Origin of the sequence: Geobacillus lituanicus (assembly GCF_050994965.1) — a bacterium.
In the GTDB taxonomy this organism is placed as follows: domain Bacteria; phylum Bacillota; class Bacilli; order Bacillales; family Anoxybacillaceae; genus Geobacillus; species Geobacillus stearothermophilus.
The window spans coordinates 1,547,278-1,565,234 of sequence record NZ_CP194773.1 but is presented as its reverse complement, the minus strand read 5'-3'; the positions used below and the strand labels follow the sequence as shown (position 1 = coordinate 1,565,234).

The window sequence follows — 17,957 nt, the reverse complement described above, 5'->3', positions numbered from 1 at the left end:
CCCCGCCGGCCGTTGATTGCGCTACTATTATAACAAGCGGCAAAAGAAAAAACTAGGAAAGAAATTTCCTAGTTTTACTCTTCTTCGCCAAGCAGCAAATCCGGGCTTAAATCTTCTAATTCTTCATCCAAGTCCTCATCATCGCAAAAGTCATCGTCGTCCCCGCCGCATCCTTCTGGATTGATGACAACACACACTTTCGTCTCGCCAATCACTTCAGCGACAAACTCCCGTTCCACTTCGACGACGATTTTGTTGCCGTTCGGCGAAATGGTGCATTCCAAGCAGTTCGGCTGCTGGATGACGCGGACGATGACATCGGTGTCATCGCTGATTAAATGATCTTTGTCGCGATATTTTAATTTGACGACGTCCGTATACGACACCGTTTCGGTGACGACTTCGGTTTTTGTATTGTGGTTGTACGAATACCAGACGTTGATGTCATAATGGCCGTGAATTTCGACCGTTTTATCGCATTTTTTCGCTTCATAACGGTGGTTGATGATCCAGCAGCCAAGAATGCTTGACGGGCGGTTCGGCGCCGTCACCGTATGGGTCGATTGTGTAAACTTGCGGCCTTTGCCGACAACGGCTTTCGTAATAATTTCTCTGTATTCAGACATCGAACGGAACCCTCCTCAAATGAATCTTCATTTCATCCTATGCGCCATCTCCGCTAATGTGCACAGCAAATGAATCATTATTCCGTATAGTTCATTGTATGCAAGCGTTCCGTTCAATGTGCCTGCTTTTTCTCCGCCCGGCTGGCGGCTTCCGTTTTCGTCCATCAGCGCGGCCGTTTGATTTGTGCAGCTGCCGTCGGGCAAGCCGCGCGCCTCCCTTCGCCTCTCCGCGGCATCATGGTGATCATCGATAGGCCAAAGCGGCCATAAAAAAAGGGCCCCGTTCGTTTGGGACCCCCGTTTGCCATTGCTCCATGCGTCCAAACGGCGCCTTAATGGCAGCCGCCGTGCTTGTTGTAGCGAAGGGCAGCACCTGTTTCGCCGCGCAGCACATCGCCGCCCGTCGAAGCGAGAATTTCATCGGTCACCGTATTCGAAATCGTCGAGGCTACGAGCTGAAGCAAGTCGTTCACCTCAGCTTGCGACTGCTGGAACTCGCCCACGATCGGAATTTGTTCGAGCTGCTCGTAAATGGCGTCAATTTTGGCCTCGACCTGCTTGAGCGCCTCATGTTTGCCGTAGTGTTGCAAGTTGACAGCTTGTTTTTGCAGCGATTTTAGTTCGTTGATCAATGTGCGCACTTTTTCATTTTGGTGGATTTTTTCCTCCGCTCGTTTGAAAAAGTCGACTTCCTCGGTTTCGGCGATCATTTTCGCCAACTGCTTCGCCTGCGCCAGCACTTCATCCCGCGTATATTTCGCCATATCAGTTCACCTCGATCGCTTCATTCACGAATTCGCCCGTCAGCGTCCACGTCTTCGCTTCTGTAATGCGCACGTTGACCAATTGGCCAATGAGCGACTTCGGACCCGTAAAGTGGACGAGCTTGTTTTTGCGTGTGTAGCCGGCCAGCACGTCCGGGTTCGTTTTGCTTTCGCCTTCGACGAGCACTTCGACGACTTGGCCTTCGTATTGCTTCATTTTCTTGGCCGCGATTTCTTGAACAAGGTCGTTGAGCCGCTTGAGCCGCTCTTTTTTCACTTCCATCGGCACGTTGTCCTTCATGTTCGCCGCCGGCGTGCCTTCGCGCGGCGAGTAAATGAACGTATACGCTGAATCAAACTCCACTTCGCGGTAAAGCGACAGCGTTTCTTCAAACTGCTCGTCCGTCTCGTTCGGGAAGCCGACGATGATGTCCGTCGTCAACGCGACGTCCGGAATGGCGGCTTTAATTTTGCGGACGAGCTCCAAGTACTCCTCGCGCGTATATTTGCGGCCCATCATTTTTAAAATTTCTGTGCTGCCCGATTGCACCGGCAGATGGATATGCTCAACCAAGTTGCCGCGTTTGGCGAGCACTTCGATGAGCCGGTCGTCAAAGTCGCGCGGATGGCTCGTTGTGAAGCGGATGCGGGCAATGTCAATTTTGCGCAGCTCATCCATTAAATCGCCAAGGCCGTACTGGATGTCGGTGAAGTCTTTCCCGTAAGCGTTGACGTTTTGCCCAAGCAGCGTGATTTCTTTATAGCCTTGGGCGGCGAGCTGGCGCACTTCTTGGATGATGTCTTCCGGACGGCGGCTTCGCTCCTTGCCGCGCGTATACGGAACGATGCAATACGTGCAAAACTTGTCACAGCCGTACATAATATTGACCCATGCTTTAATGCGGCCTTTGCGCGCTTTCGGCAAGTTTTCGACAACGTCGCCTTCTTTCGACCACACCTCGACAACCATTTCTTTCGACATATATGCTTCATGCAAAATGTAAGGAAGTCGATGGATGTTGTGCGTGCCGAAAATCATATCAACATATTGGTATTGCTTTAAAATTTTGTTAACGACCGCTTCTTCTTGCGACATACAGCCGCACACGCCAAGAAGCAAGTCCGGATTGGTCGTTTTGAGCGGCTTTAAGTAGCCGAGCTCGCCGAACACTTTGTTTTCCGCGTTTTCACGGATCGCGCACGTGTTGAGCAAAATGACGTTTGCCTCTTCCGGACGGTCGGTCGGCTCATAGCCGAGCGCCATGAAAATGCCGGCCATCACTTCCGTATCATGTTCGTTCATCTGGCAGCCGTATGTGCGGATGTAAAACTTCCGCCCGCGCCCCATGCCGCGGAACTCGTCCGGAATCGCAAAGTCTTTTACATATTGAACTTCCTCTTTGCCGCGCTTTTTCGCTTCTTTCAAATTCGGCGGCAAAAACACTTTCGTGAAATATTTCTCGTAGTCTTTCGTCGTTTTTTCCTTCAGCCGGTCCAAGGCGGATTTTCTGTCCGCTGGATGGCTTGCCGTCTCAATTTGCGCTGTTTGTTCCAACCGTTGTTTTTCGTTCATCGCAATCTCCTTTCCTCATTCGTAATAATGTAGATCGCAGGCGCTTTGTTGGCCGCCCGCCTTCCTCGCAAATTTCTTCCATCACACACTACCATAGTATAGCGTCAACCGTCATGAAACACAATGGGATTTATTCCGGATGTCCGGAACGCGTTATGATAACAAAAAACGCCCGATGAGGCAAGCCCTCATCGGGTGTGAATCACTTCCAATCTTTCTATATGTTACATAAACTCTGCTACAAGCTCGGCAAACTTTTCTTTGCTCAATTTCAAATCGGCTTCAGCAAGCGGTGTATCACGGTAGCCCGGGACGAGTTCTTGGTATGATTTTTGCTCTTTATTTTGGTAAATGAGCCCGGTGACAAGCCCGTCGTATTTCATCACCGTCTGCATCGCCATCGCCCGGTCGGACGGGTCGTACCCTTCAATGTCGCTCACTTTCACCAGCCGCTCTTTAAACCATTCGTACGTGTTGACTTTATTGTACGTGACGCACGGGCTGAAGACGTTAATGAGGGAAAATCCTTTATGTTTGATGCCTTCTTCAATTAAGCTTGTCAACTCTTTTAGGTCGCTTGAAAAGCTTTGCGCCACAAACGTCGCTCCGGCGCTTAACGCGATTTCAAGCGGCGACAACGCCGGCTCGATCGACCCTTGCGGCGTACTTTTCGTTTGAAACCCGGCGGCGCTGCGAGGCGATGTTTGGCCTTTTGTCAGCCCGTAAATTTGGTTGTCCATGACGATATACGTGATGTCAATGTTGCGGCGAATGGCATGAACCGTATGCCCCATGCCGATCGCAAACCCATCGCCGTCGCCGCCGGCGGCGATGACCGTCAAGTTGCGGTTCGCCATTTTCACCCCTTGGGCGAGCGGCAAGGCGCGGCCGTGCGTGCCGTGAAACCCATAGGAATGAATGTAGCCGGAAATGCGGCCGGAGCATCCGATCCCGGAAATGACCGCGAGTTCGTGCGGCTCCAAACCGAGGTTGGCGGCGGCGCGCTGAATGGCGGCCTGAACGGAAAAGTCGCCGCAGCCCGGACACCAGTTTGGCTTCACATCATTGCGGAAATCTTTAAAGGTGGCCATTGTGCTAACAACTCCTTGCATTTAGTATAGACATCGCCCGGCAAAAACGGATTGCCGTCAAATTTCAAGACGCTGGCGATTTTGTCCGCATGCCCGACATGCATTTTCAACAAGCTTGCCAATTGCCCGGTCGCGTTTTGCTCAACGACGACGACCCGCTTCGCTTTTTCGACAAGCGGCCGCACGTCGTCAACCGGGAACGGATGAAGCAGGCGGATGTGCGCATGGTTGACTTTAACACCGTCCTGCTCGAGGCGTTCGATCGCTTCCTCAATCGCTCCGCGCGTCGATAAAAAGCCAACAAGGAGCAAATCCGGTTCTTCGTGGCGGAGTTGTTTGTGCACCGGCGTCGGGAAGTGGATGTGCTCGAGTTTGCGCAGCCGCTTTTCCATTTGCGTCCGGCGGTTCGCTGCCGTTTCCGACGGGCGGCCCGTTTCGGCATGCTCGACCCCGGTGACGTGGTGGATGCCGTGTTTCGTTCCCGGCAGCACCCGCGGCGAAATGCCGTCCGGCGTCACCTCATATCGTTTGAAGTTGTCTTTGCCCGGAAGCGGCGGCAATTCCTCGCTGACGAGTTTGCCGCGGCGAATCTCGATCCGGTCGTAATCGAGCGGCTCGACCGTTTGTTTGCCGAGCGACAGCTGCAAATCCGACAAGAAAATGACCGGACACTGATATTCTTCAGCCAAGTTGAACGCTTCTGCCATGTCATAAAACGCTTCTTCGACCGTGCTTGGCGCCATGACGATTTTCGGGATTTCCCCGTGCGTGCCGTAAATCATCGCAAGCAAGTCCGATTGTTCTTGCTTCGTCGGCAAGCCGGTGCTCGGGCCGCCGCGCTGCGTGTCAACCACAACAAGCGGCGTTTCTGTCATTCCGGCTAAGCCGATCGCTTCAGCCATGAGCGACAGACCCGGACCAGCGGAAGCGGTGAACGCCCGGGCGCCGGCGTAGTTGGCGCCGATCGCCATCGTGCAGGCGGCGATTTCGTCTTCTGTTTGGATGACCGTGCCGCCGAGATCCGGAAGCTTTTTAATTAAATACTCCATAATTTCCGAGGCGGGGGTGATCGGATACGCCGCCATAAAGCGCGCCCCGCCGGCCAAGGCGCCCAAGGCGATCGCGTCGTTGCCGATCATGAACATCCGCTGTTTGCCGTCCGCTTTTGCCAGTTTCATAGGTTCGGCGCGCCCGCCCAACTGCTCTTTCATATATTCGGCTCCGGCGCGGATCGCTTCCATGTTTTTCTCGACGACTTGCGCCCCTTTGCGGCCAAACGTGTCCGCGACAACGCTTTCGAACACGGCCGGATCCAATCCGAGCACTGCACTCGTCGCGCCGATGGCAACCATGTTTTTCATGAGCGAGTTGCCAAGGCTTGTGGCGATATCAGTAAACGGAACGGCATAAAGGACGACCCCTTCCCGCTCCGGAATGACCGGATTGAACTTGGCGTCCGCCATGACGATGCCGCCGCTGTGCAGCTCGTGAAAGTTGAAGTCAATCGTCTCTTGGTCAAACGCCACCAAGATGTCCAAATCGTCTGCGACCGCCCGCACCGGCTTCGTGCTGACGCGGATTTTGTTGTTCGTATGACCCCCTTTGATGCGTGAAGAAAAATGGCGGTATCCATATAAGTAATATCCGAGGCGGTTCAGCGCGGTGGAAAAAATTTCTCCTGTACTTTCAATTCCTTCCCCTTGCTGGCCGCCCACCTTCCATGACAGCTGTTCGATCATGCATTACACCCCTTCATATTCACTCCAGCCTTTCGCTACTATTGTACCACTTTTCTGACAAGGAAACTATCATTTTGAACGCCTTTTTCAGCCGGCACCGCGGATGCCCTGTCTTCTATTTTAGGATACGCAGATCCGATACTCCGTGATATTCGTCACTCCGGTAAATGGGCGTAGAAGTTGCCGAATAAAAAGCGGGATGCTTGTTCGGCGGAGTAATGCTTGTACAACTCATTGACGAGCTGGTCGTATTGCTTCACCGTTTCAAGGCCGGAAACCGTTTCCGTAATGCCGTCAAAGTCGGAGCCGAACCCGACGTTGTTTTCCCCTCCGAGCGCACATACATGGTCAAGATGGCGAAGCACATCGGCGATCGTTGCTCTCCGTTTGTCCTTCGTTAAAAAGTACGGGACAAAATTGATGCCAATCATCCCGTCTTTTTCAATCAGCGCTTTCAGCTGCTCGTCCGTCAGATTGCGCGGATGCGGGCAGAGGCGATGGGCGTTCGAATGAGAAGCGATCGGAAAACAGGCTGTTTCGATCACATCCCAAAACGCTCTTTCCGACAAATGGGACACATCGACCCACCGCTTTGTTTCATTGAGCAGCTCGACGACTTGCCGGCCAAACGCGGTCAAGCCGGCGCCGCGCTTCTCCCACGCCCCGTCGGCGACGGCGTTTGGAAAGTTCCACGTCAGGCCGACAGAAGCGACGCCGAGGCGAAGAAGCGTCTTTAACTTGACAAGGTTGGCACCGATGGCGTCGCATCCTTCGAGCGTCAACATCGCGCCAATTTCCCCTTCTTTCAGTGCGGCGATATCCTGCTTCGTCCGCACAAACTTGACGGACGGGAACGCCTCGACGATGCGGGCAAAGAAAATGTCCACCATCTCCAATGCCGCTGTGAACCGGGCTTCTTCCGGCACGGTTTCCGGCACGTAAATGGCAAAACATTGCACTTTTATTCCCGCTTCCGCCATGCCAGAAAAGGTGACATGAAGCGGCGCCCCATCGTGAAACGACAACGACCGGTCTTGCCATAGCTTCATGAGCGCATCACAGTGGGCATCGAAAATCATTCATTTTCCCCCTTAAAAAAGCAAAAATAACCTGCCTGCCTTCTACAGCGAAGGCGCCAACAGGTTATATTTTACCATTGACTCATCATCGAGTTAACGAGGTTCGACGATTAATTTAATGGCGGTCCGCTCTTCTCCGTCAATAATAATATCGGTAAACGCCGGAATGCAAATCAAGTCCATGCCGCTTGGTGCCACAAACCCTCGTGCGATCGCTACTGCCTTAACGGCTTGGTTCAATGCACCTGCACCAATCGCCTGAATTTCCGCCGCGCCGCGCTCGCGCAGCACCCCGGCAAGTGCACCGGCTACAGAGTTCGGATTCGACTTTGCTGAAACTTTTAATATTTCCATTTCTAGCTCCTCCCTCGTCCCCTTGAAAAATGGATTACGGTAAAATGTCTTCACTGTAACTATATTCACTGTTTCGACAACTATTCCTGCTGAGGAGAAGCTTGTTTTTAAAATTTTTAAAAAAACGATTATTCAAAATATGGGTGGTCGTCATTAATGATCAACCGTTCAATGCCAAGCGCACGCCCGCTTTTTCCATCAACATCGACAAGCACCGCGTTCAGCTGGCTTCGTCCTTCCTTGACGCCGAACCGGACCGGCAGTCCGGTTAAAAATTTGCGCAGCACCGCGTCGCGGTCAACCCCTAAAATGCCGTCATACGGGCCGGTCATGCCGACATCGGTAATGTACGCCGTACCCTTCGGCAAAATGCGATTGTCCGCCGTCTGAACGTGCGTATGCGTGCCGATGACGGCCGACACGCGCCCATCCAAGTGCCAGCCCATCGCCTGTTTTTCGCTTGTCGCCTCAGCGTGAAAATCAACAATGATGACCGACGTGCGCGTCGAGGCAGCGGCAATCAATTCATCCGCTTTTTGAAACGGACAGTCAATCGCCGGCAAAAACGTCCGCCCTTGCAAGTTGATGACCGCCGCCTCCCCTTGCTCGGTCGGCACGTAGACGATGCCTTTTCCCGGTGTGCCGGGCGGATAGTTCGCCGGGCGGATGAGCGCCTTCGCCTGATCGATGAATTCAAAAATATCACGCTTGTCCCACGCATGGTTGCCTAATGTCACAACATGGGCTCCTTGGGCCAAAAACGCCCGGTAAATCGGCTCGGTGATCCCTTTCCCGCCGGCGGCGTTTTCACCGTTGATGATGACGATATCGGGACGGTGTTTTTCTTTTAATTTCGGCAAATAATGCTCGACCATTTTTTGCCCCGGCGAACCGACGACATCGCCGATAAATAAGATTCTCATGATCGATCCCTTTCTAATCAAAAAAATATGGCGCTTCGCTTCAAAGGTGGCGCGGATCCATTGTACTTTCTCATTTTACGCACAAAAAAATAAAGTGGCAATAGGATGCCACTTTATTTCGCATATTCGACCGCGCGCGTTTCACGGATGACGGTCACTTTAATATGGCCCGGGTAGTCGAGCTCTTCTTCAATCCGTTTGCGGATGTCACGCGCCAACCGGTGCGCTTCCAAATCGTCGATCATATCCGGCTTGACCATGATGCGCACTTCGCGGCCGGCCTGGATGGCGTACGATTTTTCCACGCCTTCGTACGATTCCGCGATTTCCTCCAGTTTCTCTAAGCGGCGAATATAGTTTTCCAGCGTCTCGCTGCGCGCTCCCGGCCGCGCTGCGGAGAGCGCATCCGCCGCCGCCACAAGCACCGCGATGACCGATGTCGGCTCGGTGTCGCCATGGTGGGAGGCGATGCTGTTGATGACGACGGGATGTTCTTTGTACTTCGTCGCCAGCTCGACGCCGATCTCCACGTGGCTGCCTTCAACCTCATGGTCGATCGCCTTGCCGATATCATGAAGCAAGCCGGCCCGGCGCGCCAACATTTCGTCTTCTCCGAGTTCGGCCGCCATCAGTCCGGCTAAAAACGCCACTTCCACCGAATGTTTCAAGACGTTTTGTCCGTAGCTCGTCCGGAACTTCAGCCGCCCTAAAATTTTGATCAAATCCGGATGCAAGCCATGGACGCCGACTTCAAACGTCGTCTGCTCACCGACTTCGCGAATGTGCTCATCGACTTCGCGGCGCGCCTTTTCCACCATTTCTTCAATGCGCGCCGGGTGGATGCGTCCGTCTTGCACAAGCTTGTCTAACGCGATGCGCGCCGTTTCGCGGCGAATCGGATCAAATCCGGACAAAATCACCGCTTCCGGCGTATCATCGATAATTAAATCGATGCCAGTCAGCGTCTCAAGCGTGCGAATGTTCCGCCCTTCGCGCCCGATGATCCGCCCTTTCATTTCATCGTTTGGCAAGTTGACGACGGACACCGTCGTTTCGGCGACATGGTCGGCGGCACAGCGCTGGATGGCCAGCGACAAAATCGCTTTCGCCCGCTTGTCCGCTTCCTCTTTCGCCCGCGTTTCCGCCTCTTTGATCATCATGGCAATCTCATGGGACAGTTCTTTTTCAACGCGTTCCAAAATGAGCTGGCGCGCATCGTCGCGCGTCAGGCCGGAAATGCGTTCGAGTTCGGTTTGTTGCTGCTTTACGAGCGCTTCCACTTTGCTTTCCATTTGTTCAATATGCTGTTGTCTTTCGTTTAACGCTTCTTCCTTCGCTTCAAGCAGCGCCTCGCGTTTGTTGAGCGCTTCATCTTTGCGATCGAGGTTTTCCTCCTTTTGCATCAAGCGGTTTTCTTGTTTTTGGAGCTCGCTTCTCCGGTCGCGGATGTCGCGCTCCGCTTCCGTCCGCAATTTATGAATCTCGTCTTTCGCTTCGAGAAGCGCCTCTTTTTTCAAGGCGTCCGCCTCGCGTCTCGCCTCTTCAATCAGCTGCTCGGCAGCTGCTTTCGCGCCACCGATTTTCGCTTCGGCAATCGATTTGCGAACAAAAAAGCCAACAACGGCACCAATGACTAAGGCAAGCAAAGCGGAGATGATGATCGAACCCATCGTTTCACCTCCTCTTGCTGTTTCGTTTTCCCTTGCGCCTTCTTCGCGCCATCGTCCGACGCAGATGGACATTCCCGTTTTCAACCCATTGGCTTGGTCGTTTGCCTGGCCATTTCCACGCGCCCCCGCATCCAAGCAGTACGCCGCTGCGGGCGGGCACGCGACCCTGCCGTGTACATGGACAAATATACATGTTCATTGTAAAGGCGGCGGTAGGAATTGTCAAGATATTACACAGGAGCCCTTCTTAAGCCGCGGCACACAGAGCGTTCTGCTCTGCCTCTTCTTTTTGGCAAAATGCGAAAAGAAACAGAACCGCCTGCAAGTTAGTCGGGCGTCCTCCGGCATATCCTGCAAAGGGACGTGAATGGCCGTTCCGTTTCGGCAGCTAGGAAAAAGGCGCCCCAGCCATGCCAGGACGCCTTCCGTCTGTTATTCCTCAAGCAGCCCAAATTCGTCTTGCATCGGTTCGCCGCCTGCTTCGCCATCATCGATGCCGTAATGTTTGCGGATGGCGCGGGCGATCTCATCGGCGATGTGCGGGTTTTCCTTCAAAAATTGCTTCGCGTTTTCCCGCCCTTGGCCAAGCCGCTCGTCTTTGTACGAATACCACGAACCGCTTTTTTGCACGATGTCCAATTCGGACGCCATGTCGAGAATTTCCCCTTCGCGGGAAATGCCTTCGCCGTACATAATGTCGACGTCAGCCGTTTTAAATGGCGGCGCAACTTTGTTTTTGACGACTTTAATTTTCGTCTTGTTGCCGACCATATCATTGCCTTGCTTAATTTGCTCGGCGCGGCGCACCTCTAGGCGGACGGAAGCGTAAAACTTGAGCGCCCGCCCGCCCGGCGTCGTTTCCGGATTGCCAAACATGACGCCGACTTTTTCGCGAATTTGGTTGATGAAGATGGCGATCGTTTTCGATTTGTTAATGGCGCCAGACAGCTTGCGAAGCGCCTGGGACATAAGCCGCGCTTGCAAGCCGACATGGGCGTCGCCCATCTCCCCTTCAATTTCCGCTTTCGGCACAAGCGCCGCCACCGAGTCGATGACGATAATATCGACCGCGCCGCTTCGCACGAGCGCTTCCGCGATTTCGAGCGATAGTGATAGGTAAGCCTTTGATGCAATCTCCGGCTTTTCCCCCACCCCACACCGTGCGTGCGAGTTTCCCCGCACACGGCGTTCCACCGGGACAGCTTCGATAGCCCCGTTTGGGCTATCTCTCCACCATATCACCTCGCGATGACATGGCAGCAGCACCTACAATTTTTCCAGCGAACAGAACTTTTATATTTTCAGCTTGTTCCTATACTCCGTTAGTTTGTCAATCATTTTTCGTTCTGTAAACGGCGGTTCTTGGTTGCTATGGACAAGCCTATGGCATTGGTTGCATAAGCTAACTAGATTAACGGTCTTATTGATCTCACTTAAAGGTTTACTCGGGTCAATATGATGGCAGTGGAAGTTACCGGGACTTAAGTATACAGCACATATTTTGCATTTTCCTTTATCTCTGTGAAATACATTCACCCTATTTAAGAAATATTCAAGATTATATTTCCCATCATTATGCTCAGATAAAATGTAGATGAATATCGAATCGTGATCAAACAGACTCATTTTATCTGGCAATCGTATTTTTCTATGCTTTTCTTCATACATTTTTCTGCCGTCTGCAGTGTATGGGGTCATTTCTTGTTTGAATACTGTTGCATACTGTATAGGCGTTATTTTTGCATGAGTAATCCCTACTCTTATGCCATCCTCTGTGACGACAGAAAAATGTTTCATTTGATAGCCTTTATGTCTGTCAATCCGATTGTGAAACTCTGACACAGGCCTTTTATATTGCGCCGCTTTTTCTTTCCCATACATTTTAACCCAGGTGCGGTAGGCTGTCTCTTCAATGACGCGATCTACTTTGCCCATAATGTACTTGGAAATGCCTATTTTTAGATGATTGGCTAATCCTATAATTTTGGCGTTAATGTTTTCAATATCAAGGGCTTTCTCTAATTCCGATTTTCTCGTTCTTAACAATCGAATATCGCGCTTAATTTCTTTGACCTTGGCATTGACTTTTTCCATATCGGGAATCATTCTAGCGGCGAATCCTTTTTTATGAAAGCGCCGCTTTCCTGCCTCAATACAAAAGCCAAGAAACTTAACCCGTTGTTCGCGGATATCTGCAATGAACGTTTTCTCATCCGATAGAGTTAAGTGCAACTCACAGGCTAAATACTGCTTACATTGCTCCCTTATTTTTTCCGCATATTCTTTCGTATCCGTAAGAATAACCCAATCATCAGCATAACGAATGTAAAAGACGGGATGATGTCCCTTGTTCCTTAACGCCGCTAATGCGTTTTTCTTTTCCCGATAGTTTGCGTTATTAGGGTGATACTCATATTCTTGGCCAACCATCCAGTCAAAGCTGTTGAGATATACATTAGCCAACAACGGGCTAATAATTCCTCCCTGAGGAATCCCCCTAGCGGTTGGATAGAATTTACCTTGTATCACTTGCCCCGCCTTCAGCATTTTCTTAACGATGCATAGTACCCGTTTATCCCTAACGCCCATATTCCACATGATGTTCAGAAGCTTCTTATGATTGATGTGATCAAAATAACTTTCAATGTCACCTTTTACAACCCAATACAGCTTGCTTCCGTTGATGATTTTCAGCATCCAGGCTAAGGCATGTTCGGTGGAGCGATACGGTCTGAACCCATAACTGTGCGGATAGAATTGGGCTTCGAAAATCGGCTCGAGCACTATCCGGAGCATCTCTTGGATGATTCTATCCGTCACCGCGGATATTCCTAAGGACCTCGTTTCCCCTTCCTCATTCGGACTATTGCCTTTTCTTTTTGAGCTTTTGGCATTTCCTCTGGGCTTGTTGCATCTTCTCATCGGTATAGGCCTATAATCGTTGAGTTTGGTTTTTATCATCCTGAGAACTTTTTCCGTTGGCATAAGCAAATAATCATCTACTATTTTCTGATCAAGCCCCGCCGTTTTGCTGCCTTTATTGCTTTTAATATTGCGAATAGCTTCTAAAATGACAACATCATTTTGAAGCAACTCAAGCATCCCGTAAAAATGTTTTCCCTTTTTAGCTTCTTGATAAAGAAGATCCAAGCAGTTTCTCAAGTCCTGTTCGCTTTTTACGACAAGTTTATTTACCTTCATGTCCTTTCCCCTTTTTATAATACTGGGTGGAAGTGCCATGAATTAGCCTGCTTGCCGTAACATGTAGATACTTTGCCGCCCCGGCTGGTTCCCTTCACTCCGGAGCGTTTTTTCCTCCCCCATCGTTGCCTTTGGGGTTCAAACGGCGCTCCTTCATCATTACTATGGAACCGCTGACTCCCCCTAAGATATCATCGACCAGCCCTGTCTCCTCCTTAGGGGGCCTCTCACGTTCCCTACAGCCTATCCCTTCTTTTGAACGCCCTTAGGTGCCTACTCTACTCGGCAGGACCTCTGATTGGAACGTCCGCTACCCATCAGAGCAGTAACCGAACTAAGCCAGCCGGTTAAAGGAAACACCGCAAACAAGACACGGTGGTTCGTCCTGTATGGTCCCTTTTCAGGGAGCACCGGTAACCGAGCTTCACGCATAGGTTCCTTTCGTCACCATAGGCGTCTTTTAAGGAGCCCCGCACCACTTTCGCCATAGCCACATTTTGCGGCCTTAGGCTACTTGGGTTACGACTTCACCTGGCTTCATACATCCCGGTGAGGGTGCACCGGAATGCATGCAGGAGTCTCAGGCTCGTGGATATAGGACTATCACCACGGGAAGGAATTTCACCTTCCAACTCAGCTGTAGAGTTGTCCCGATGTTCCCATCGGACTCCGCTTTCGTGCCTACGCACTTATACGGAAACGTGACGCACCTTGTTCGCCCGTATCGGGTTGGGAAAGCAGCAACTCATCGATATTGACCCCTAATTTTTGTGCGTAAATCGGATCGAGCGCATGCTCTGCGTCGATGAAAGCTGCTTGCCCGCCCCGCTTTTGCACTTCCGCGATCGCGTGAAGGGCAACGGTCGTTTTCCCAGACGATTCCGGGCCGTAAATTTCCACAATCCGCCCGCGCGGATAGCCGCCGACGCCTAACGCGATGTCGAGCGCCAGCGAACCGCTCGGCACGACCGACACTTTGCGGTCGACTTGCTCGCCGAGCTTCATGATGGCCCCCTTGCCAAACTGTCGTTCAATTTGTTTTAATGCCTGCTCCAATGCAGCTTGACGATCTTGGTTCACTAACCTACTCCTCCTTATTCTAGGACTACTTATACTATACCGCGTTTTGCGGCCATTGCCAAGCAAAAAACGAACGTCCATTCGTTTTTTCGGTGGAGAAACTAGCAACAATCGCCATACTCATGCGGTGGAAAAAACGATGTGCGGTGGAGAATGGAGAAGGAAGGGGGCGGCCGATCAGCAGTCGGCCGCGAGCATCTCAAGCAGAAAAAAACAGCCGTATTTGGCGGTGCGGATGCGAATGGCATCACGCGTGCCGGACAGCGTCAGACGGTGGACAGTCGCATCGCGCCCGCGGACGGCGATGCCGATATACACGGTGCCGGGCGGGTGGCCCTCAAGCGGATCGGGTCCGGCGACGCCGGTGAAGCTGATGCCGATATCCGCATCGCACATCGCGCGGACGTTTTCAGCAAGCAAACGGGCGCACGGCTCGCTCACCGCTCCGTCCGTCTCCAGCAGCGGCCGCGGCACACCAAGGATGTGTTCTTTTACGCCGTTTGTGTAACAGACAACGCCGCCGCGCACAGCAGCCGACGCCCCCGGCACAGCTGTCAGCTCTTCAAGGAACATGCCTCCAGTCAAGCTTTCCGCTGCAGCGATTGTCCATCCTCTTTCTTTTAACCGTGTCAATGTCTTTGTAAACAGCGTTTCATCATTATACCCGTAACAATAACGGCCGACGCGCGTCAAAATGGCGGCTTCCGCCTCGTCGAGCAGCCGCTTGGCTTCCGCCTGATCCCGATGTTTCGCCGTCAGACGGAGCGTTACCTCACCGTCGTTTGCAAGCGGGGCGATCGTCGGGTTCGACTGGGCGTCGATCAAGTCGGCGATCGCCGCCTCGAGCGCCGACTCGCCGATGCCGAAAAAGCGGAGGACGCGCGATTCGATGCGCTCGGAAAGCGAAAAAGCGCCGCGCAAAAACGCTGCGCCGTATTTCGTAAACATCGGCTGCATTTCCTTCGGCGGTCCGGGCAGCAACATGTATGTAATCCCATCGACCGTCAGCGCCATCCCCGGCGCCATGCCGTGCTCGTTTTTCAGCACGGCCGCCCCTTCCAAGATGAGCGCCTGCTTTTTATTGTTTTCCGTCATCGGCCGATTCGTGCGGGCAAAGAACGCTTCAATCGCTCGCATCGCCTCCTCGTCGGTCACAAGCCGGCGGCCGAGCAGGCGGGCGATCGTTTCTTTCGTCAGGTCATCTTTCGTCGGGCCGAGTCCTCCGGTAAAAATGACCAAGTCCGCCCGCGTTTGCGCAATTTTCACCGCCTGTTCGAGGCGGCTGGCATTGTCGCCGACAACCGTATGGAAATAGACGTTAATGCCCAAGGCGGCGAGCTGCTGCGACAAAAACTGGGCGTTTGTATTGGCAATTTGCCCGAGCAGCAGTTCGGAGCCAACAGCAATGATCTCCGCGTTCAACAGACGTTCCCCCTTTTTCGGCCGGCTATTTCGAATGGGCAAAAGCATGTTTATTTTTGGAAAAGTAATCCCAGCCGGACCAAATCGTAAAAATGACCGCTACCCAAAGCGCGATATCGGCAAACGGAAACGGAATGAGCGAAAATGGGAAGTTGTGCAACAAAAGGGCGGAAATCGCCACAATTTGCGTCCATGTCTTGATTTTGCCAAGCATGTTGGCGGCGACGACTTCCCCTTCCCCGGCGAGCACGAGCCGCAGGCCGGTAACGGCAAATTCGCGGCTGATGATGACGATCACCATCCAAGCCGGAGCGGCGCCGAGTTCAACGAGCACGATGAGCGCTGCTGACACAAGCAGTTTATCGGCAAGCGGATCCAAAAACTTGCCCAAGTTGGTGACGAGTCCGTACTTGCGAGCGTAATGGCCGTCAATCCAGTCCGTCGTTGAAGCGATAATAAAAATGAGAGCCCCGACGAGATGAGCGGCCGGAAGCTCCGCCCCAGCAATACGGACGCTTCCCCACCCGAACGGGACGAGCATGACGATCAAGAAAAATGGGATGAGCATAATGCGCGCTACCGTAATTTTATTCGGCAAATTCACAACGAATACCTCCGCTAGTTCAACATTCTGTTGCGAGCAAGGGAGCGGCGCTTCTTCCGTCTGAAAGCTGCTCCCCGCCGTCATTTTTTCAAGATGAAACGCAGCTTTTGGTACACCTCGTCCTTCGGTGCAAACGGGTAGGCAAACGGTTGGCCGTTCACCTTCATCTCAACATCGAGCGTGCGCCCGATTTTCACCCACACTTCGCTTTCGGCCGACAGATCGAACGTTTTCGTCTGCCCGCTTGTCAAGTTGCCGCGGTAAAACGTATGGCCTTTCGTATTGTATACTTCGACCCATGACGTTCCTTTGGATGAAAGCTCGATGGAAAACGCGCCGGAGCTGGCGACTTCAATCGTCGCCGTGTTGCCGCGCTTTTCCGTCACATTCATCGCCGCAGCCGGCTGTTCTTCTTCGCCAGTCGGCGCTGGCTGTTCATTTTGCTGTCCGTTTTCATTCGTTGCCTTCTCGTCCGTTTCCTTCGCCGACTGCTTTTGTTTCGCCTGTTCAAGCGGCGACTGTTTCGGCTTTTCCACTTCCGCCGTCTCCGGGCTCGTTTTCGCCGGGGGCTCGTTTGCCGTGCCGCGCTGGAGCAGCATCCAAACAAGAACGGCCGCCCCGACGACGGCCGCCGCGATCAAGGCTTTCGGCAGCCAGTCGAGCCATTTCGTCCCTTCGGCGGAAAGCTGTTGGCGCGTTTTCACGCGCGACAGCGGCTGCGGAAGATCATCTTGGTACGATTGCGGAATGTCCTGCTTATATTGTTCAAACAGCTCATCCGGATCGAGGCCGACCGCCTCGGCGTATTGTCTAATGAAGGCGCGCACATAAAAATTGCCCGGCATAATGGCGTAATTCCCTTCTTCAATGCCGATCAAATACCGCTTCTGAATCTTCGTCATCTCTTGCAGCTCGTCCAAGCTGATGTTTTTTTCCTCCCGCGCTTCCCGCAAACGTTTTCCCAGTTCCGTCAACGGCCAACACCTTCCACTTGTTAAAATTAAAATCCAAATTCGGAAAATCCGTCTCCGCCCAGCAAGGACGGGCGTTCGATCGCATCGTAGGAAATGTCTTCGTCCGGTTCATGGCGCAGCTCAATAATATAGTCAAAATCATCAAGCGTATATTCCGTATGGCGGACAAACATGTCCGGATGTTCCACGACCTTCGTCGCCTCGAGGCGCATCAGCTCGCGGATGAGCTGCCAGTGCTGCTCATTGCCGCGGCGCGTCGAAACGATGCCGTCGACAATGAAAATGTTGTCCTCGCTATATTCGTCTTCCATCAGCTGCGTGCGGACGGTCTGCTTGATCAGCGTCGATGATACAAACAGCCACCGCTTATTGGCGCATACGCTCGCAGCAACGATCGACTCCGTCTTGCCGACGCGCGGCATCCCGCGAATGCCGATGAGCTTATGCCCTTTTTCTTTAAAAATTTCTGCCATAAAATCGACCAACAGCCCAAGCTCGTCGCGAACGAAGCGAAACGTCTTTTTGTCGTCGGCATCGCGCTGAATGTAGCGGCCATGGCGGACGGCCAAACGATCAAGCAGCTTCGGCTGGCGCAGTTTCGTCACCGTAATGTTGTCCATCGTCCGCAAAATTGTCGCCAGCCGCTCGATTTGTTCGCTGCTGTCGCAAAGAAGCAACATGCCGCGGCGCGAATCCCGGACGCCATTGATCGTCACGATGTTGATCGACAACATGCCGAGCAACGAGGCGACATCGCCGAGCAACCCTGGACGGTTGACATGAATCTCATACTCCAAATACCACTCCTGCTTGCCCATCCCGTCTCCTCCCTTGCCGCTGTCCGCACGAACGCCTTA

Annotated in this window: 14 protein-coding genes and 2 pseudogenes; all 16 read right to left on the bottom strand. The window is 52.7% G+C overall.

The window, feature by feature from the left end; translation table 11 throughout:
- Window positions 1–74 precede the first annotated feature (74 nt).
- The 16 genes and pseudogenes from ACR1UW_RS07920 to ACR1UW_RS07845 all read right to left on the bottom strand — a co-directional run bounded on the left by ACR1UW_RS07920 (window position 75) and on the right by ACR1UW_RS07845 (window position 17,918).
- The gene (locus ACR1UW_RS07920) at window positions 75–626 is read right to left on the bottom strand and encodes an outer spore coat protein CotE (RefSeq protein WP_277391379.1); all 552 of its coding nucleotides are present in this window, start codon (window positions 624–626) and stop codon (window positions 75–77) included.
- A gap of 332 nt (window positions 627–958) precedes the next feature.
- Window positions 959–1,390 carry a YlbF/YmcA family competence regulator gene (locus ACR1UW_RS07915; RefSeq protein ID WP_033012165.1) on the bottom strand — a complete coding sequence of 144 codons (432 nt, stop codon included), beginning with the start codon at window positions 1,388–1,390 and terminating at the stop codon, window positions 959–961.
- A gap of 1 nt (window position 1,391) precedes the next feature.
- Window positions 1,392–2,963 carry a tRNA (N6-isopentenyl adenosine(37)-C2)-methylthiotransferase MiaB gene (gene miaB / locus ACR1UW_RS07910; protein WP_094239909.1) on the bottom strand — a complete coding sequence of 524 codons (1,572 nt, stop codon included), beginning with the start codon at window positions 2,961–2,963 and terminating at the stop codon, window positions 1,392–1,394.
- Between the two features lie 224 nt (window positions 2,964–3,187).
- The gene (locus ACR1UW_RS07905) at window positions 3,188–4,054 is read right to left on the bottom strand and encodes a 2-oxoacid:ferredoxin oxidoreductase subunit beta (RefSeq protein ID WP_033012168.1); all 867 of its coding nucleotides are present in this window, start codon (window positions 4,052–4,054) and stop codon (window positions 3,188–3,190) included.
- Window positions 4,021–5,793: a 2-oxoacid:acceptor oxidoreductase subunit alpha gene (locus tag ACR1UW_RS07900; protein ID WP_050368532.1), complete on the bottom strand. Its 1,773-nt coding sequence runs from the start codon at window positions 5,791–5,793 to the stop codon at window positions 4,021–4,023. Before ACR1UW_RS07900 ends, ACR1UW_RS07905 begins: the two co-directional genes overlap by 34 nt.
- A 155-nt stretch (window positions 5,794–5,948) precedes the next feature.
- A complete protein-coding gene (locus ACR1UW_RS07895) occupies window positions 5,949–6,872 on the bottom strand; it encodes a dipeptidase (protein WP_095859186.1) in 924 nt (307 codons plus the stop codon).
- 93 nt (window positions 6,873–6,965) lie between these two features.
- Window positions 6,966–7,226 carry a stage V sporulation protein SpoVS gene (gene spoVS / locus ACR1UW_RS07890; protein ID WP_003251598.1) on the bottom strand — a complete coding sequence of 87 codons (261 nt, stop codon included), beginning with the start codon at window positions 7,224–7,226 and terminating at the stop codon, window positions 6,966–6,968.
- 128 nt (window positions 7,227–7,354) lie between these two features.
- Window positions 7,355–8,149, bottom strand: coding sequence for a TIGR00282 family metallophosphoesterase (locus ACR1UW_RS07885; protein WP_033017459.1), 795 nt, complete (start codon window positions 8,147–8,149; stop codon window positions 7,355–7,357).
- Between the two features lie 113 nt (window positions 8,150–8,262).
- Entirely contained in the window at window positions 8,263–9,819 is a 1,557-nt protein-coding gene (gene rny, locus ACR1UW_RS07880) for a ribonuclease Y (RefSeq protein ID WP_033012175.1), read from the bottom strand.
- 432 nt (window positions 9,820–10,251) lie between these two features.
- Window positions 10,252–10,926: pseudogene (gene recA, locus ACR1UW_RS07875) on the bottom strand (recombinase RecA); the annotation flags it as partial.
- A 186-nt stretch (window positions 10,927–11,112) separates the two neighbouring features.
- Window positions 11,113–13,020 (bottom strand): group II intron reverse transcriptase, encoded by a 1,908-nt coding sequence (locus ACR1UW_RS07870; protein WP_498935195.1) that lies wholly within the window; start codon window positions 13,018–13,020, stop codon window positions 11,113–11,115.
- 711 nt (window positions 13,021–13,731) lie between these two features.
- Window positions 13,732–14,100: pseudogene (locus ACR1UW_RS07865) on the bottom strand (ATPase domain-containing protein); the annotation flags it as partial.
- Between the two features lie 177 nt (window positions 14,101–14,277).
- Window positions 14,278–15,522, bottom strand: a complete 1,245-nt coding sequence (locus ACR1UW_RS07860) for a competence/damage-inducible protein A (RefSeq protein ID WP_498935194.1) — start codon at window positions 15,520–15,522, stop codon at window positions 14,278–14,280.
- Window positions 15,523–15,547: 25 nt separating this feature from the next.
- Window positions 15,548–16,126 carry a CDP-diacylglycerol--glycerol-3-phosphate 3-phosphatidyltransferase gene (gene pgsA, locus ACR1UW_RS07855; protein ID WP_063330174.1) on the bottom strand — a complete coding sequence of 193 codons (579 nt, stop codon included), beginning with the start codon at window positions 16,124–16,126 and terminating at the stop codon, window positions 15,548–15,550.
- A gap of 80 nt (window positions 16,127–16,206) precedes the next feature.
- Window positions 16,207–17,100 carry a helix-turn-helix domain-containing protein gene (locus ACR1UW_RS07850; RefSeq protein ID WP_498935191.1) on the bottom strand — a complete coding sequence of 298 codons (894 nt, stop codon included), beginning with the start codon at window positions 17,098–17,100 and terminating at the stop codon, window positions 16,207–16,209.
- 26 nt (window positions 17,101–17,126) lie between these two features.
- Window positions 17,127–17,918 (bottom strand): DUF3388 domain-containing protein, encoded by a 792-nt coding sequence (locus tag ACR1UW_RS07845; RefSeq protein ID WP_033012189.1) that lies wholly within the window; start codon window positions 17,916–17,918, stop codon window positions 17,127–17,129.
- Window positions 17,919–17,957 lie beyond the last annotated feature (39 nt).

Bases quoted from the DNA above. Each gene is read 5' to 3' on its own strand.
- ACR1UW_RS07920 (WP_277391379.1), bottom strand. From the start codon at position 626: ATGTCTGAATACAGAGAAATTATTACGAAAGCCGTTGTCGGCAAAGGC.
- ACR1UW_RS07915 (WP_033012165.1), bottom strand. From the start codon at position 1,390: ATGGCGAAATATACGCGGGATGAAGTGCTGGCGCAGGCGAAGCAGTTG.
- miaB (WP_094239909.1), bottom strand. From the start codon at position 2,963: ATGAACGAAAAACAACGGTTGGAACAAACAGCGCAAATTGAGACGGCA.
- ACR1UW_RS07905 (WP_033012168.1), bottom strand. From the start codon at position 4,054: ATGGCCACCTTTAAAGATTTCCGCAATGATGTGAAGCCAAACTGGTGT.
- ACR1UW_RS07900 (WP_050368532.1), bottom strand. From the start codon at position 5,793: ATGATCGAACAGCTGTCATGGAAGGTGGGCGGCCAGCAAGGGGAAGGA.
- ACR1UW_RS07895 (WP_095859186.1), bottom strand. From the start codon at position 6,872: ATGATTTTCGATGCCCACTGTGATGCGCTCATGAAGCTATGGCAAGAC.
- spoVS (WP_003251598.1), bottom strand. From the start codon at position 7,226: ATGGAAATATTAAAAGTTTCAGCAAAGTCGAATCCGAACTCTGTAGCC.
- ACR1UW_RS07885 (WP_033017459.1), bottom strand. From the start codon at position 8,149: ATGAGAATCTTATTTATCGGCGATGTCGTCGGTTCGCCGGGGCAAAAA.
- rny (WP_033012175.1), bottom strand. From the start codon at position 9,819: ATGGGTTCGATCATCATCTCCGCTTTGCTTGCCTTAGTCATTGGTGCC.
- ACR1UW_RS07870 (WP_498935195.1), bottom strand. From the start codon at position 13,020: ATGAAGGTAAATAAACTTGTCGTAAAAAGCGAACAGGACTTGAGAAAC.
- ACR1UW_RS07845 (WP_033012189.1), bottom strand. From the start codon at position 17,918: ATGGGCAAGCAGGAGTGGTATTTGGAGTATGAGATTCATGTCAACCGT.